At 69.3% G+C, this 15,813-nt stretch carries 16 protein-coding genes and 1 tRNA gene; 3 read left to right on the forward strand and 14 right to left on the reverse strand.

The window, feature by feature from the left end; all coding sequences use genetic code 11:
- Nucleotides 1–21 precede the first annotated feature (21 nt).
- From G6N30_RS25035 to G6N30_RS25050, 4 genes are read right to left on the reverse strand one after another with little or no spacing between them, the layout of a single operon-like run.
- Nucleotides 22–516, reverse strand: coding sequence for a (2Fe-2S)-binding protein (locus G6N30_RS25035; RefSeq protein WP_134056451.1), 495 nt, complete (start codon nucleotides 514–516; stop codon nucleotides 22–24).
- On the reverse strand, nucleotides 509–1,399 hold the full coding sequence (locus G6N30_RS25040) for an FAD binding domain-containing protein (protein ID WP_134056449.1): 891 nt from the start codon (nucleotides 1,397–1,399) through the stop codon (nucleotides 509–511). Before G6N30_RS25040 ends, G6N30_RS25035 begins: the two co-directional genes overlap by 8 nt.
- Complete coding sequence (locus G6N30_RS25045; protein WP_134056447.1) at nucleotides 1,396–2,118, reverse strand: SRPBCC family protein; 723 nt, start codon at nucleotides 2,116–2,118, stop codon at nucleotides 1,396–1,398. The genes G6N30_RS25040 and G6N30_RS25045 overlap by 4 nt, the downstream gene beginning before the upstream one ends.
- Nucleotides 2,119–2,120: 2 nt before the next feature.
- Entirely contained in the window at nucleotides 2,121–4,454 is a 2,334-nt protein-coding gene (locus tag G6N30_RS25050; RefSeq protein WP_134056445.1) for a xanthine dehydrogenase family protein molybdopterin-binding subunit, read from the reverse strand.
- Between the two features lie 257 nt (nucleotides 4,455–4,711).
- Here G6N30_RS25050 and G6N30_RS25055 point away from each other — a divergent pair, with 257 nt between their 5' ends.
- Nucleotides 4,712–6,001, forward strand: coding sequence for a spinster family MFS transporter (locus G6N30_RS25055; RefSeq protein WP_234880213.1), 1,290 nt, complete (start codon nucleotides 4,712–4,714; stop codon nucleotides 5,999–6,001).
- Here G6N30_RS25055 and G6N30_RS25060 read toward each other — a convergent pair.
- From G6N30_RS25060 to G6N30_RS25085, 6 genes are all read right to left on the reverse strand, one after another.
- Nucleotides 5,998–6,402 carry a YkvA family protein gene (locus tag G6N30_RS25060; RefSeq protein ID WP_134056443.1) on the reverse strand — a complete coding sequence of 135 codons (405 nt, stop codon included), beginning with the start codon at nucleotides 6,400–6,402 and terminating at the stop codon, nucleotides 5,998–6,000. The two genes, G6N30_RS25055 and G6N30_RS25060, sit on opposite strands and share 4 nt — an antisense overlap.
- Nucleotides 6,403–6,409: 7 nt before the next feature.
- Nucleotides 6,410–8,089, reverse strand: a complete 1,680-nt coding sequence (locus tag G6N30_RS25065; protein WP_134056441.1) for an alpha-amylase family protein — start codon at nucleotides 8,087–8,089, stop codon at nucleotides 6,410–6,412.
- Nucleotides 8,086–9,075, reverse strand: coding sequence for a TIGR03885 family FMN-dependent LLM class oxidoreductase (locus G6N30_RS25070; protein ID WP_134056439.1), 990 nt, complete (start codon nucleotides 9,073–9,075; stop codon nucleotides 8,086–8,088). Before G6N30_RS25070 ends, G6N30_RS25065 begins: the two co-directional genes overlap by 4 nt.
- 44 nt (nucleotides 9,076–9,119) lie before the next feature.
- A complete protein-coding gene (locus G6N30_RS25075; protein ID WP_134056437.1) occupies nucleotides 9,120–9,563 on the reverse strand; it encodes a hypothetical protein in 444 nt (147 codons plus the stop codon).
- A 198-nt stretch (nucleotides 9,564–9,761) separates the two neighbouring features.
- Nucleotides 9,762–9,836 (reverse strand) — tRNA-Thr (locus G6N30_RS25080).
- Nucleotides 9,837–9,857: 21 nt separating this feature from the next.
- Nucleotides 9,858–10,592, reverse strand: a complete 735-nt coding sequence (locus G6N30_RS25085) for an MlaD family protein (RefSeq protein ID WP_134056435.1) — start codon at nucleotides 10,590–10,592, stop codon at nucleotides 9,858–9,860.
- A 94-nt stretch (nucleotides 10,593–10,686) separates the two neighbouring features.
- Here G6N30_RS25085 and G6N30_RS25090 point away from each other — a divergent pair, with 94 nt between their 5' ends.
- Together G6N30_RS25090 and G6N30_RS25095 are read left to right on the forward strand one after the other, a co-directional pair.
- Complete coding sequence (locus G6N30_RS25090; protein WP_134056433.1) at nucleotides 10,687–11,406, forward strand: response regulator transcription factor; 720 nt, start codon at nucleotides 10,687–10,689, stop codon at nucleotides 11,404–11,406.
- Between the two features lie 4 nt (nucleotides 11,407–11,410).
- The gene (locus tag G6N30_RS25095) at nucleotides 11,411–12,862 is read left to right on the forward strand and encodes a sensor histidine kinase (RefSeq protein WP_276026816.1); all 1,452 of its coding nucleotides are present in this window, start codon (nucleotides 11,411–11,413) and stop codon (nucleotides 12,860–12,862) included.
- A 3-nt stretch (nucleotides 12,863–12,865) separates the two neighbouring features.
- On the opposite strand, the gene G6N30_RS25100 is transcribed toward G6N30_RS25095, so the two are convergent.
- The 4 genes from G6N30_RS25100 to G6N30_RS25115 all read right to left on the reverse strand — a co-directional run bounded on the left by G6N30_RS25100 (nucleotide 12,866) and on the right by G6N30_RS25115 (nucleotide 15,759).
- On the reverse strand, nucleotides 12,866–13,270 hold the full coding sequence (locus G6N30_RS25100) for an HIT family protein (RefSeq protein WP_163687805.1): 405 nt from the start codon (nucleotides 13,268–13,270) through the stop codon (nucleotides 12,866–12,868).
- A gap of 61 nt (nucleotides 13,271–13,331) precedes the next feature.
- A complete protein-coding gene (locus G6N30_RS25105) occupies nucleotides 13,332–14,156 on the reverse strand; it encodes an SDR family NAD(P)-dependent oxidoreductase (protein WP_134056428.1) in 825 nt (274 codons plus the stop codon).
- 31 nt (nucleotides 14,157–14,187) lie between these two features.
- Nucleotides 14,188–14,628 carry a nuclear transport factor 2 family protein gene (locus G6N30_RS25110; RefSeq protein ID WP_134056426.1) on the reverse strand — a complete coding sequence of 147 codons (441 nt, stop codon included), beginning with the start codon at nucleotides 14,626–14,628 and terminating at the stop codon, nucleotides 14,188–14,190.
- Between the two features lie 3 nt (nucleotides 14,629–14,631).
- Nucleotides 14,632–15,759 (reverse strand): NDMA-dependent alcohol dehydrogenase, encoded by a 1,128-nt coding sequence (locus G6N30_RS25115; protein ID WP_134056424.1) that lies wholly within the window; start codon nucleotides 15,757–15,759, stop codon nucleotides 14,632–14,634.
- Nucleotides 15,760–15,813: the final 54 nt, after the last annotated feature.

Consider the following 15,813-nt stretch of genomic DNA (forward strand, 5'->3'; position numbering starts at 1 on the left):
GGATTCCGCGCCGGGCAGCGCTCAGCTGCTGACGATCTCCCCGTTGCGCGTTCTCTCGGCGGCCAGGCGCACCGCGTTGACGATGCCCTGGTAGCCGGTGCAGCGGCAGAAGTTGCCGGAGAGCCCTTCGCGGATCTCCTCGTCGCTGGGATCGGGGTTGTCGGCCAGCAGCGCGGTGATCGACGTGACGAATCCCGGTGTGCAGAAGCCGCATTGCAGGCCGTGGCATTCCTTCATCGCGGACTGCACGGGGGAGAGCTGCCCGTCTGGACCGGCGATGCCCTCGACGGTGGTGACCTCTTGGCCGTCGGCCTGCACCGCGAAGATCAGGCAGGACCGCACGGCTTGCCCGTCGAGCAGCACCGTGCAGGCGCCGCACGCCCCGTGCTCGCACCCGAGGTGGGTCCCGGTGAGCCCGCAGTTCTCCCGCAGGAAGTCGGCCAGCGTGATCCGCGGTTCGACCACACCGCGGTGGTCCCGGCCGTTGACCGTCACCTCGACCGGCAGCTCATGCATGGATCATCTCCTCCGACGTCACCTGGGCGATGGCCGAGGTCAGGGCCCGCGAGACCATCGCGGCGCCCACCCGGCGGCGGTAGCTCGCCGAACCCTGCAGGTCGGCCGGCACGTCGGAGAGGGCGGCCAACGTCACCCGGCCGATCTCATCGGCGCCGATGTCGGAGAGCCGTTCCCCCACGACGGCACGTTCGCCGTCGGTGCCGCGCAACGGTGTCGACCCCAGGCCCAGCAGCCCGATCCCGCACCGGGTCACGCGGTCCTCGCCGTCGACCTCGAGCGCCACCACGGCACCGGCGATCGCGAAATCGCCGTGCCTGCGGGCGAATTCCTCGACCGCGAAACCGCACCGGCCGCTCCACACGGGGAACCGGACGGCGGTGAGGATCTCGTCGGGCGCCAGCGACGTCTCCCACAGTCCGGTGAAGAAGTCCGCGGCCGCGATGGCGCGGTCGCCGCGGGTGGATACGGCGTCGATGTGCGCGTCGAGGGCCAGCGCGACGGCGGCGTATTCGGCGGCCGGGTCGGCGTGCGCGACGGCACCGCCGAGGGTGCCGCGGGTGCGGATCTGGAAGTGCCCGATGTGCGGGGTGGCCAGCGTGAGCAGCGGGACCGAATCGGCGACCTCGTCGTCCATGCCGACCAGCGCGTGCGGGGTGGCCGCACGGACCGCGACCTGGCCGTCGACCAGGTCGATGCCCGTCAGCTCGCCGATGCGGGAGATGTCGATCAGGTGGGCGAAGTGCGTGAGGCGCATGGCGAGCATCGGCACCAGGCTCTGCCCGCCGGCCAGAATCTTGGCATCCTCGCCGAACTCGCCCAGCATCTGCGCCGCCTCGGCCACCGTGTCGGGGCGGTGGTAGGCGAACGGGGCAGCCTTCACGGCCGGAGCCGCTCGGTCGGCGACAACGAACCGAGCAGGCTCGTCAGGGCGGCCTGCAGATCCTCGGCCAGCACCGCGGCCGGATGCGCACGCCTGCGGCGGCGGCCGATCAGGAAGCCGACCGCGGTGCCCGCGGCCAGCCCGGCGACCACCGGGGCGAAGCGTTTCGCCAGCGGCACCGCCATCACCTTGAGCAGGTCGACCGAGTCGCCGGCGGCGGGCTGAGCCGCGGCGGTCGCCGCCTCCGTGGTGGGCGCCGTGGTCGCCTTCGGGGCGTCGCCGAGCACGTCGGCTTCGAGCGCCTTGGCGAACTGGCCGATGAGGTTGGTCGCGACATCGGCCAGCACGCCGCGGCCGAACTGGGCGGCCTTGCCGGAGATGGTGAGGTCGGTGTTGATCACGACATGCGTCGCGTCGCCCTCGTCCTTGAGTTGCGCGGTGACGGTCGCGGCGGCGTTTCCGTTGCCGCGGGTCTCCTTGCCGGAGGCTTTCAGCACGACCCGCTGGGCGGCGGCGTCCTTCTCCTGGAACGCCGCGACGCCCTGGTAGGACACCGTGATCGGCCCGACTTTGACCTTCACCGCGCCGGTGAACTCGTCGCCGTCGACCGACAGCAGCGTCGCGCCCGGCAGGCACGGGGCCACGCGCTCCACGTCGGTGAGCACCTCCCACGTCTTGGCGGCGGGCACTGCGACCCGGAATTCGTTGTTCAGTTCCACGGTCAGTGGTCCTCTCGTTTGCCGTGTTCGAGCAGTTCGACGATGGTCGCGGGGCTGGCGGGCAGTTGGGTGACGGTCACTCCGAGCGGGGCGAGCGCATCGTTGATCGCGTTGATCACGGCGGGCGTCGAGCCGATGGCGCCACCCTCGCCGGCGCCCTTGTAGCCGCCGACGCCGGGGCCGGGGATCTCGACGTGGCCGAATTCGATCGGCGGTACCTCGGTGGCCGTGGGCAACAGGTAGTCGACGAAGGTCGAGGACAGCGGATTGCCGTCGGCGTCGTAGACCAGGCTCTCCAGCAGCGCGCCGCCGATGCCCTGCACCGTGCCGCCGGCCACCTGACCCTCCACGACGTTGGGGTTGATCATCGGGCCGACGTCCTCGCTGACGATGTAGCGGGTCAGCGTCACCTGACCTGTCTGCACGTCCACCTCGCAGGTGCAGGCGTGAGTGGCGTTGGCCCAGTGGATCATCGCCTCCGGCGGGGAGGTGAACCGCGCCGTCGCCTCGAGGCTGGCCGACATGCCCGGCGGGAGCTGGGCGGGTTCGTAGTAGGCGCGGTACGCGATGTCGGCGAATGTGACACAGCTGTCCGGGTTTTCGCGCACATACGCCGTCGACCCGCCCAGTTCGATGTCACCGTCTTCCACTCCGAGGCGGTGCGCGGCCATCGCGACGAGCTGTTTGCGCAACACCGAACCCGCCTCACTGACGGCGCCCGCGGTCATCGGGCCACTGCGGCTGCCCTGGGTGCCGGCCCCGTACGGGGTCACCGCGGTGTCGCCCTGGATGGTCGACACATCGTCGATGTCGGCGCCCAGCGCGTCGGCGGTGAGCTGAATGACGGTGGTTTCCAGACTGTTTCCGGTCGAACCGCCGTTGACGTAGACGTTGACCTTGCCCGTGGGCTCCATCCGGATCGTGCAGCCCTCGGTGGCCAGGTGCCCGGTGGCCGCGCCCGTCGGTTCGATGTAGGCGGAGAAACCGAGGCCGATGTAGCGGCCCTGGGCCAGCGCCTCGGCCTGCTCCTTGCGGAACCCTTCGTGGTCGAGGATCTTGACGGCCTGCTCGAAGGTGTCGGCAGGGGCGACGTGGTCGTACGGCATGCCGTTGGGGTTGAAGTACGGCATCTCGTCGCCGCGCAGAATGTTCTTGCGCCGCAACTCGACCGGGTCCATCTCGAGCTTGCGGGCGGCGATGTCGAGCATGATCTCGCGGGCCAGCGTCTCGTACTGCCACGGACCGCGGTACGCGTGCAGACCCGCGGTGTTGGAGAACACCGTCTTGTAGTTGAAGCTGGCCTTGGGAACGCGGTACGGCCCGGGATAGAACATGCCGATCGCGGCGGTGGTGAGCACCGGGTACGGCGTCGGATACGCGCCGACGTCCTGGGCGAAGTCGATGTCGACGGCGAGCAGGGTGCCGTCCTCGTCGAAGGCCATGCGTGCGGTGCCGTCGACGTGGCGTGCCTGGCCGGCCGACATCAGGTTCTCGCGCCGGTCTTCGATCCACTTGAGCGCGCCGGGGACCTTGCGGGCGGCGAGCATGATGACCATGTCCTCGCGCATCGGCACGACCTTCTGCCCGAATCCGCCTCCGGTGTCGCGCATGATGACGCGTACCTTCTGGGCGGGGATGCCGAGCAGGCGGGCGGTGAAGGCGCGCAGTTCGTGCGGCGTCTGCGTGGAGGCCCACAGCGTCAACTCGCCCGTCGTGGCCTCCCATTCCACGACCAGTCCGCGCGTCTCGATCGGAACCGGCACATACATCTGCTGATAGATGTTCTCGCTGACCACACACGCCGCTGACGAGAAGGTCTCCTCGTCCGGCGGTGCGCCACCCATTCCGCCCGCGACGTTGTCCGGGTACTGGTCGTGGACGACGCACTCGGAGTTCACCGCCGTGCGGAAGTCGGCGACCGCGGGCAGCGGCTCGTAGTCCACCTCGACGGCGTCGACGGCGTCTTCGGCGAGGTAACGGGATTCGGCGACGACGAGCGCGACAGGGTCGCCGACGAACTTCACCTCGCCCTCGGCCAGCGGCGGGCGGGGGGTGTCGGGGATGTCCTTGCCTGCGACGGCGTGCCACGACTCGACGGCGTCGCCGTTGAGGTCCTCGGCGGTGAACACCGCGTACACACCCGGCATCGCGAGGGCGGCGGTCGCGTCGATGCGGGTGATGGTGGCGCGCGCGAACGGGCTGCGCACGAAGCACGCGTGCAGCATCCCGGGGCGCTGGATGTCGTCGACGAAGGTGCCACGCCCGGTGAGCAGGCGGTTGTCCTCCACGCGGGCGACGCGGGTGCCCGAGTACCGGGTGGCGACGGTGTCGGTCATCGGTGATCGCTCCATTCCGTCGGAGTGCTTCTGCGCGTAAGTGGGCCGTACGGACACGAAGCAAGAGTGCGGTTATCGTAACCGGTAACGAAGGCCCTCAAAAGAGAGAGTGACATTTCCGCACGTCATCGCGCATTCGCAGATCGGCACGCCCAGGCTGCCAGGTCGGCGGGCGGGCCGGGGCGGCTTTGGGGCAAAGCCGCCTGAGCCGCCTCGATCGCCTGACAGGCGCGGCGGGATCTGTAAAGCTGCGAGCCGTGCCGCCGACCACGAGCAGTGTCACGCCCCGCGTCGACACACAGACACACGGGCCGCGGCGGGCCTGGGCGGCCGTCGTGCTGCTCGCCGTCGTCGGCACGCTCAACTACGCCGACCGCTTCCTGCCCGCCGTCCTCGCCGAGCCGATCAAGAACGACCTGGACCTGTCGGACACGGCGATCGGCGTGATCAACGGTTTCGGGTTCCTCGTCGTCTACGCGGTGCTCGGCATCGTGATCGCCCGCCTCGCCGACAGCGGCGCCTTCGGGCTCGTCATCTCGGCGTGCCTCGGGCTGTGGGGCGCGATGACGATGGTGGGCGGCGCCGTGCAGTCGGGAGTTCAGCTGGCGCTCACCCGGGTCGGCGTCGCGGTGGGGGAGGCGGGCAGCACCCCGGCCGCACACGCCTACGTGGCGCGCAACTTCGCGCCGGAGCGGCGGGCCGCACCGCTGGCCGTCATCACCCTCGCCATCCCGCTGGCCAGCGCGGCCAGCCTGATCGGTGGCGGCCTGCTGGCGGAGTCGTTCGGCTGGCGCACCACGTTCGTCGTCATGGGCGCGGTCAGCGTGGTCTTCGCCCCGGTGGTCCTCGTCGTCCTCGGGCGCCGGCAGGCCATGCCGACGGTCGACCGTTCACCGCACGATCGCAGGATCCGGCCGTGGGACGTGATGCGCACGCCCAGCTACGTGATCATCGTCGCCGGCGCCGCGTGCATCTCGGTCGCGGGCTATTCACTCACCACGTTCGCGCCGGCCTTCCTGGTCCGCCGCCACGGGATGTCGCTCGGCGAGGTCGGCCTGCAGTACGGCGTCGCCAGCGGGATCGCCGGGATCCTCGGCCTGCTGGTCGTCGGCCGGGTCGCCGACCGGTTGGCGACCCGCGATCCGCGCTGGCTGCTCTGGCTGGTCGCGGTGATGACCGCGGCACTGCTGCCGTGCTCGGCCGCGGCGTTCGTGGTCGGCGATCCGGCGGTGTGCGTGGTGCTCATCGCACTCGCCTATGTCGTCGGCACCGCATACATGGCGCCGTCGATCGCGGCGATCCAGCGGCTGGTTCTGCCGGAGCAGCGCGCAACGGCGTCGGCGGTGTTCCTGTTCTTCGGGGCCATCGTCGGCGCCGCGGGGCCGTTCGTCACCGGCCTGATCAGCGACGCGCTGACCACGGAACTCGGCAGCCAGGCGCTGGGCCGCGCACTGCTGGTCGTGGTTCCGGCCATGCAGGTGGTGGCCGTGGTCTGTTACCTGGCGGCGAGCCGGCGCTTCCTGCGCGACGCCCTCGACCCGGTTTAGTCCCGCAGGCCGGTCAGCCGGCAGAGCGCGGCGAATCCGTCATCGCTGCCCGGCCAGTGTGCGCGCAGCGCGTCGATGCCGGCTCGGCGGGCCACGCTGCGCAGCGCGGCGGTGACGATGATCGCGTCGTCGGCGTAGCCGAGAACCGGGATGAAGTCGGGGATGAGGTCGAACGGCAACGCCAGGTAGACCATCAGCAGCGCAAGACGGACGCGCACGCCGGTCGGCAGGGACCGGTCGGCGGCGATGCGGCGGATCAGGCGCAAAGTGTCGGGCAGGATGCGGACCGCCTCGCGGAGTAGGCCGTGGCGGGGCCGCAGGACGATCAGCGCGACGACGAGCGCAAGCCAGGTGGCGGCGAGGGCGGCGGCGACCCCGAGCACGAGTTCCCACACGGTCACGGGGTCATCAGATGATCGGGTCGTCACCCGGGCGCACCAGGCGCAGCCAGCGGTAACCGTAGCCGTCGAGCCCGACCTCGAGCCGACCCTTGGCGTCGAGTTCGTGGATGGACAGTCCGTCGAGCAGATCGACCAGCCTCGATCCCTCCGGCGCGTCCGAGACCTGAATCGGCACCATGCAGCGGTCGGCACCGAAGTTGTGCAGCGCCACCATCGTCCACCCGGACTTCTCGCGACAGCAGTGCGCGAGCACCGCCGGGTTGGGCTGGTCGATCACCTCGACCGTCGACCACCCGATCTCGGGCTGCTGGCGGTAGGTGTAGATCAGGTCGCGGATGAACCACCAGAACGACCGGTGGTCATGGCGCTGGTCGGCGACGTTCACCTGCTCCGGTCCGTAAAGGCCGTCGGTGAGCGGGCGAGCCAGCTGCCGCGGGGCGGCACCGGAGAAACCACCGTTGTCGTCGCGGGTCCACTGCATGGGCACTCGCACGGCGAATCGTCCTGGTATGTCGAGGTTCTCGGCCATCCCGATCTCCTCGCCATAGAACAGGACCGGAGTCCCGGGCAGCGAGAACGCCAGCGAGTACACCATGCGCATCCGCCGCTCGTCCCCGCCCAGCATGGAGGGCAGCCGTCGGCGCAGCCCGCGACCGTAGAGCTGCATGTCCGGCTCGGGACCGAACGCGTCGAAGATCTCCTGACGTTCCGGTTCGTCGAGCTTGTCGAGCGTGAGCTCATCGTGGTTGCGCACGAAGTTCGCCCACTGGCTCGTCTCGTCGAGCGGCGGGCGGGCACGCAGCGCCTCGGCGATCGGGCCGGCGTCCCCTCGGGCGAGCGAGAGATACATGTTCTGCATTCCGATGAAGTCGAACTGCATGTTCAGTCCGTCGCCGTCGGGTCCGCCGAAGAACGTCTTCTGGTCGTCGTAGGGCACATTCACTTCGCCGAGCAGCACCGCGTCCCCGACCCGCCGGTTGACGAAGTTGCGGACATCCCCGAGGTATGCGTACGGATCGAACACGCCCGGATCGCCCGGTGCGCCGTCGCGGGCGAACAGGAACGGAACCGCGTCGACCCGGAAACCGGAGACCCCGAGCTGCAGCCAGAAGCCAAGTGTACGTGAGATTTCCTCCTGCACTTGGGGATTGGCGATATTGAGGTCGGGCTGATGCTTGTAGAAGTGGTGCAGGTACCACTCCCCGGTCTTGGGTTCCTGCTCCCAGAGGCTGTCCTCCTGGTCGGGGAACACGACGTCGGCCGGGCTCGACTCGGGCTTGGTCGCGCTCCACACGTAGTAGTCGCGGTACGGGTCGTCTTTACTGCGCCGGGCGGATTTGAACCATGGGTGGGCGTCGGAGGTGTGGTTCATGACGAAGTCGATGATCACGCGGATGCCCTTGGAACGGGCGGTGCGCACCAGTTCGACGAAGTCGCCGAGATTCCCGAGGCGCGGGTCGACCCCCAGGAAGTCGGTGATGTCGTACCCGTCGTCCTTGCGTGAGGTGGGATAGAACGGCATCAGCCACAGGCACGTGACGCCGAGATCGGACAGGTACTCCAAGCGCTCGGTCATGCCGCGGATGTCGCCGCTGCCATCGCCGTTCCAGTCGTAGAACGTCTCGACGTCGGCGCAGTAGAACACCGCGTTCTTCCACCAGAGGTCGCCGGTCTCGATCTTCCTCATGCGATCGCCGCGCTCGGCGCCGGAGCCGTCGGGGAGAGCTGGGGCAGCACATGCTCACCGAAGGCGTCGATGAACGCGGCCTGCTCCTTGCCGACGAAGTGCAGATACAGCTCATCCCAGCCTTGTTCGACGTACTCGGCGAGCCACTCGGCATGGCGACCGAGATCGGCAGAGACGCGTACCGCGCCGCCGACCTTCTCCGTCGACACCGCGCTGCCGATGACGTCGAATGCGTCGACCGTCTCGATGTCCCACGACACGGGTGGATCGAAGACGTTGTTGCGCCACTGGTCATGGGCGATCGCCATCGCCTCGTCGTCGGTGCCCGCCCAGCTCAGATGGATCTGGAGCCGGGCCGGCCCGCGCCCACCCGCCTCGCGGTACGCGTCGAGCACCCGGCGCAGCTTCTCGGGAGGCTGGTTCACGGTGATCAGTCCGTCGGCCCAGGCGGCGTGGCGGGCCGCCGTCTGGGGCGTGACGGCGGGTCCGACGAGGTCAGGTAGCACCTCGGGCAGCGTCCACAGCCGGGCGCGGTTGACCTCCACAAGACCCTCGTGGCTGACCTCCTCGCCGCGCAGGAGGCGACGGATCACCTCCACACACTCGACGAGGCGCGCGTCGCGTACCTCCTTGCGGGGCCAGGCGTGGCCGGTGATCCGCTCGTTGGAGGCCTCGCCCGAGCCCAGCGCCGCCCAGAACCGGCCGGGGAACATCTGGGCCAGCGTGGCGACGGCCTGGGCGATGATCGCGGGGTGGTAACGCTGGCCCGGCGCGTTGACGACCCCGAACGGCAGGCTGGTCGTGGCGAGTGCGGCGCCGAGGAACGCCCAGGCGAAGCCCGATTCGCCCTGCCGTTCACTCCATGGGCTGAAGTGATCGGAGGACATGCCTGCGGTGAAACCGGCGCGCTCTGCGTGCTGGACGTCCTCGAGGAGTCGGCCTGGGGCGATCTGCTCGTGCGAGCAGTGGAAGCCTATGACGGTCATGCCTCCCGGCATACCCCGAACCGGCATCCGTCAACGATCGGCCGTCAGCCTTCGTCGCCGGTACCACCCGGATCACCGCTGCCACCCTCGCCGTCACCCATGCCGGGGGCTTCGGTATTCCCGCCGGTGGTCACGCCGGGTCCCTCACCGGCCGGGGCGGTGGGTGTCTCGGGCCGTGTGGTCGCGCCGCTCTCGGGAGCCGGTGCTGCCGGCTGGGTCGGAGCGCCCGGAGCGGCGGGCGGCTGCGTGCCGGTACCACCGGTGTCCCCGACACCACCACCGCCGCCACCCGGAGCCGGGCTCGCGGGCGGAGGCGTCGTGGGGGAGGCCGGTGTGGTGGTCGGCGGCGTCGTCGTGGCAGTCGTCGGTGTCGTGGTTGTGGTCTCGCCGGAGTCCTCGCTGTTGCCGCACGCGACGGCCAGCGGGGCGAACACCATGGCGGCGCCGATCGCGACGACGCCGGTCCAGCGGCGGTAATCCGTTGTCATGTGGCACTCCTACCCGGTGAATCGATCGTCGAATCGCACGAAGGGCAAGGCGGAGACGGATTGACACGGTGCGCACAGACCGGGCCCCAGCCGGGGATAGCCACAACCGTGACATTCGTCGATGGCCACCACTGCATCACCGTCAAGCACGAGGGGCAGGTTACCCAGACCGGCGTGGATCCAACCGAGCCGAAGCAGTGGAGCCCCCTGTCAGGATTGAACTGACGACCTACGCATTACAAGTGCGTTGCTCTACCACTGAGCTAAGGAGGCAGGGGCTCTGAGTTTATCCGGTCACTCGTCGACGTCGATCACCCGTTGGGAGCGCACCGGCGTGGTCGGTGCCCGCCGGCCGAGCCTGCGACCGGGCAGCGGGATGCGGTCGGCGATGTTGCTCAGCGGATTGACCACCTGACTCAGCGAGATCACGGCCTCGCGCAGTGCTTCCACGGTCGGCGCGAGCGCCTCGAGGCCCGGCGTCAACCGGTTCAGGGTGTCGGCGACATCGGCCAGCTGTTCGAGCGGTCCGTTGCGTGCGGTCAGCTTGTCGACGAGTCCGCCTTCTGCCAGCAGCCGGTCGGCCAGACCGTCTTCGGCCAGCAGTCGCTCGATCAGGCCGTCCTCGTCGAGCAACTGGTCGACCAGGCCGCCGGGTTCGATGGCTCGCATCAGCCCGCCGTCGTCCTGCGTCAACCGGTCCAGCACACCGCCCGGCGCGGTCAACCGGTCCACCACACCGCCCGGTTTGAGCAGGCGGTCGACGGGTCCGTCCGGCGCCAGCGCGCGGCCCAGCGGCTGGTCCTCGTCCATCAGCCGGGCCAGGCGGTTCGCCCGCTCCACCGCGTCGTTGATGCCGAGCACATTCGCGAACGCGCTCGGGTTGGCCCCGATCCGGGCGTCGCCCTCGCCGAGGGTCGCTTTGACCACGCCCACGGCCGACGTGGCGACGCCCAGCCCCGTTTCTGCGAAGGCGATCCCGATGCGCGCCGGCGCCGTCGCGAGCTGCATCAGGTTCTTGCCGAGGTCCATGGACTCAGTCTAGGGAGAACGCAACCGCGAACTCACAGAGATCTCACAGCCAACAAGCAGCTTTACTCCAAGGCCGGTGCAGGACATTGAGTTGATGGCCATGGCTGCTCTGCAAGAAACCACCCCCGAGGCCCGGGTCCTCGTCGTCGACGACGAGGCCAACATCGTCGAACTCCTGTCGGTCAGCCTGAAGTTCCAGGGCTTCGAGGTGCACACCGCCTCCGACGGGGCCTCCGCGCTCGACAAGGCCCGCGACATCCGGCCGGACGCGGTGATCCTCGACGTGATGATGCCCGGCATGGACGGGTTCGGCCTGCTGCGCCGGCTGCGGGCCGACGGCATCGACGCCCCGGCGCTGTTCCTGACTGCGCGCGATTCGCTGCAGGACAAGATCGCCGGGCTCACCCTCGGTGGCGACGACTACGTCACCAAACCGTTCAGCCTCGAAGAGGTCGTCGCACGGCTGCGGGTCATCCTGCGCCGCACCGGCCGTGGCACCGAGGAGCCCAAGACCTCGCGGCTGAGCTTCGCCGACATCGAACTCGACGAGGACACCCACGAGGTGTGGAAGGCCGGCGAACCGGTCTCGCTGTCGCCGACGGAGTTCACGCTGCTGCGGTACTTCATCATCAATGCCGGCACCGTGCTGTCGAAGCCGAAGATCCTCGACCACGTCTGGCGCTACGACTTCGGCGGGGACGTCAACGTCGTCGAGTCCTACGTCTCGTACCTGCGCCGCAAGATCGACACCGGCGAGAAGCGCCTGCTGCACACGCTGCGGGGCGTGGGGTACGTCCTGCGCGAACCGCGATGAGCGCTTGCGCGAAGAGCCGAAAGCACCCGTAGTGCGCAGGGGCGTGCCCCTGCGGCTGGGTCTGGTGGCCGCGACGCTGGTACTCGTGGCCTTCGGGCTGCTCGCCTCCGGTATCGCGGTGACGTCGATCATGCGGCACAGCCTCGAGAGCCGGGTCGACCAGACGCTGCTCGACGCGTCCCGCAGCTGGGCCCAGGCCCCGCGCCGCCTGCCGGCGACGCCGGTGGAAGGACCCAACCCGGCCCGCCCGCCGTCGAACTTCTACGTTCGGGGCACCGGCCCGGACGGGCGAATGTGGACGGCGGTGAACGACCGGGAGGCCGAACCGGTGTTGCCCGCCGACAACGACGTGGGCCCCAACCCGGTCACCGTCCGGTCGGTCAACCACTCCAACGTGCAGTGGCGCGCGATGACCGTCCGCGGCCCCGGCGGGGAACTGACGACGGTGGCGATCGACCTGTCCGAAGTGCAGTCGACGGTGCGCGCGCTGGTCTGGTCGCAGGTCGGGATCGGCGCCGCGGTGCTGCTGATCCTCGGTGTCGTCGGATACGCGGTGGTGCAGCGCAGCCTGCGCCCGCTGGCGGAGGTGGAGGAGACCGCCGCGGCGATCGCGGCCGGTCAGCTGGATCGCCGGGTGCCGCAACGGGATCCGCGCACCGAGGTGGGCCGGTTGTCGTTGGCGCTCAACGGGATGCTCGCCCAGATCCAACGAGCCGTGGCGTCCTCGGAATCCTCGGCGGACGCGGCGCGCACATCCGAGGAGCGGATGCGCCGGTTCATCACCGACGCCAGCCACGAATTACGCACACCGCTCACGACGATCCGGGGGTTCGCCGAGCTCTACCGCCAGGGCGCCGCGCGCGACGTCGAGATGTTGATGAGCCGCATCGAGAGCGAATCCCGGCGGATGGGTCTGCTGGTCGAGGATCTGCTGCTGTTGGCGCGTCTGGATGCGCAGCGGCCCCTCGAACAGCACCGGGTGGATCTGCTGACCCTGGCCACCGACGCCGTTCACGATGCCCGGTCGATCGCGGCCGAGCGCCGGATCACGCTGGAGGTGCTCGACGGGCCGGGGACGCCGGAGGTGCTGGGGGACGAGGCGCGGCTGCGGCAGGTGCTGGGCAACCTGGTCGCCAACGCGTTGCAGCACACCCCGAAGAACGCCGGCATCACGGTGCGGGTCGGCACCGACGACGACGCCGCCGTGCTCGAGGTGTGCGACGAGGGTCCGGGGATGACGGAGGAGGACGCGCGGCGGGTGTTCGAGCGCTTTTACCGCACCGACTCCTCACGGGCCCGGGAGAGCGGCGGGACCGGGCTGGGGCTGTCGATCGTGGATTCGCTGGTGCGGGCGCACGGCGGAACGGTCCGCGTCACGACCGCACCCGGCCAGGGCTGCCGCTTCACCGTGAACATGCCGCGCTACAGCGACGTCCCCGTCGACGAAACGCTCTGATTCTCAGGTCAATTCGGCGAGTGCGGCCTTGATCTTGGCCTGCGCCTCGTCGAGGGACTCCGGCGACGGGTTGTTGTCGACGTTGGCGAACCCGAAATCGGTGAGGTTGTAGGCGGGGAAGACGTGCACGTGCAGGTGCGGCACTTCGAGCCCGGCGATGATGACGCCGGCACGCTCGGCGCCGAACGCCTTGACCACCGCCTTGCCGATGAGCTGCGTGACCTCCATGACGCGGCCGAACACCGCGGGCTCGATGTCCTGCCACTGGTCGATCTCGGCGCGCGGCACCACCAACGTATGGCCCTGGGTCATCGGGGCGATGGTGAGGAACGCGACGATCTCGTCGTCCTCGTAGACGAATCGGCCCGGCAGTTCTCCGTTGATGATCTTCGTGAAGACGGTCGCCATGGTCCTGAGCATAGTGAGCGGTCGGCGGTGTCCGACTCTGACCGCCGAACGTGCCAGGCGCTCAGCCGCCGATGACCTCGTGCAACTCCTCGACCGTCCACGGCGGTGAGTCGTGGTGGTCGCGAAACGCGAGGAAGCCCGGCGTGGGTCTTGGAAACTCGCCGACGAATCCGCCCGCCGCGATGAAGATCCGGCCCGTCACATCGCGCGCCCGATCACCGACCAGGTACGCATACGTCGGCGCCACGAACTCCGGCGGGCCGGCATCGAGCGCGCCCTGCAGGCTCACATCGTCCAGCAGCCCGCGGCGGTTCAGCTGTGTGACGTGCGATTCGTACTCGGGGCCGGTCGACAGCCGAGTCTTCGCGCCCGGGCAGACGACGTTCGCGCGCACCTGGTGTTCGGCCAGTTCCGCGGCGATCGCCAACGTCAGACCGTTCACCGCGCCCTTACCCGCCGGGTAACCCGTCCCGCCGTAATCACCGAGGTAGGCAAAGGAACTCGTGTTGACGATCGCGCCGCCGCCCTGGGCCACCATGCGCGGCGCGGCCGCACGGCACGTCTCGAACACCGTGCCCAGGTGGGCGTCGAGCAGATCGCGGAACTGCGTGGACGTCACGGTCAGGATCGACGACCCGTGCGGTTCGGCGGTACCGGCACAGTTGACCAGGATGTCGATCCGCCCGAATTCCTCGACGCACCTTTCGACCAGTGCGTCGGCGACCGCGGGATCGGCCGGCGAGCCGGCGTGGCCGACACCCGAGACACGTTCCGCGGCGTCATTCACCGCGTCGGCGTCGCGTCCGCTGACCACCACCCCGGCGCCCTGTGCCGAGAGCAGTTCGGCGACCGCGAGGCCGATGCCCCGCGAGCCGCCGACCACCACCGCGCCGCGACCGGCGAGCGGCTGCCCGTCGCTAATTGCCCTTGGCCTCTTCGAATGTCATCGAGTCCATGTTCCAGTACCCGCGAAGGTTCGTGATCAGGCCCGCGTCGTTCACCCGGTAGGTGAACACCCCGCGGACCGTGGCGACGAAGCCGTTCGGGAACTCGGTGCGCAACACCAGGATGTAGGCGATCTCGGTCGGCGAGCTCGACGGGAACGTCGCTTCGCAGGTGACCGTGAGCGTGTTGGGCCCGATGTTGGCGTCGTAGAACGCCGCGACGGCGTCCTTGCCGCGCACCCCGTTACCGTCCGGGTTGGTGACCGCCTCGCCGATCGGGTCCTCGATGAGGACGTCGTCGGCCATCAACGCCAGCCAGCCCTCCCTGTCGCCGGACTGCACGCATCGCCACGACGACCGCGACGCCGCGACCACCGGGGACTGCTCGACCGTTTCGGTGCTGGTATCGGTCATGGTCTACCGGTCGTCGTCCGTGTAGCGGATGACGCCGCGGATGTTCTTGCCCTCCAACATGTCCGAGTAGCCCTCGTTGATCTGCTCCAGCTTGTACTGCCGGGTGATCATGTCGTCGAGGTTGAGCTTGCCCGCCTTGTACATCGACAGCAGCTGTGGGATATCGAAGTGGGGGTTGCCGCCGCCGAAGATGGTGCCCTGCAGGTTCTTCTGCAGCAGCGTCAGCATCGCGAGGTTCAGCGTCACCTGGGTGTCCATCATGCTGCCGATCGCGGTCAGCACGCAGGTGCCGCCCTTGGCGGTGAGATTGACGTAGTTGTCGACGTCCTGGCCGTGCAGTTCACCGACGGTGACGATGACCTTCTTGGCCATCAGGCCCTGGGTGACCTCGGCGATGCCCGCGAAGGCGGACTCCAGGTCGGGGTAGGCGTGGGTGCCGCCGAACTTGAGCGCCGCATCGCGCTTCCACTCGACCGGCTCGATGACGAAGATGTTGCGGGCGCCGGCGTTGACCGCTCCCTGCAGCGCCGACATTCCGACGCCGCCGACACCGACGACCGCGACGTCGTCGCCGGGCCGGATGTCACCGGCGCGGACGGCGGAGCCGTAGCCCGTGGTGACGCCGCAGCCGACCAGGCAGGCGACCTCGAACGGGACCGACGGATCGATCTTCACGACCGAGCTCTTGTGGACGACCATGTACGGGCTGAACGTGCCCAGCAGGGTCATCGGGAAGACGGGCTGTCCCTTGGCGTGGATGCGGTGGGTGCCGTCGGACACCGCGGTGCCGCCCAGCAGGCCGGCGCCCAGATCACAGAGGTTGCGCAGTCCGGCCTGACAGGACGGGCAGCGCCCGCAGGACGGGATGAACGACAGCACGACGTGGTCGCCGGGAGCGAGGTCCTCGACGCCCGGCCCGACCTCGGTGACGATGCCGGCACCCTCGTGCCCGCCGAGCACCGGGAACCCGGCCATCGGGATACCGCCGGTCACCAGGTGGTGGTCGGAGTGACACATCCCCGACGCTTCCATCTGGATCTTGACCTCGTCCTGGACGGGGTCGCCGATCTCGATCTCCTCGATCGACCACGGTTTGTTGAACTCCCAGATGAGAGCGCCTTTGGTCTTCATCTCGCCTGCTTTCCTTCGGGGAACGTGTCGGCCACCAGCCTAGTGACGCAAGTC

Origin of the sequence: Mycolicibacterium litorale, from assembly GCF_010731695.1 — a bacterium.
In the GTDB taxonomy this organism is placed as follows: Bacteria; Actinomycetota; Actinomycetes; order Mycobacteriales; family Mycobacteriaceae; genus Mycobacterium; species Mycobacterium litorale.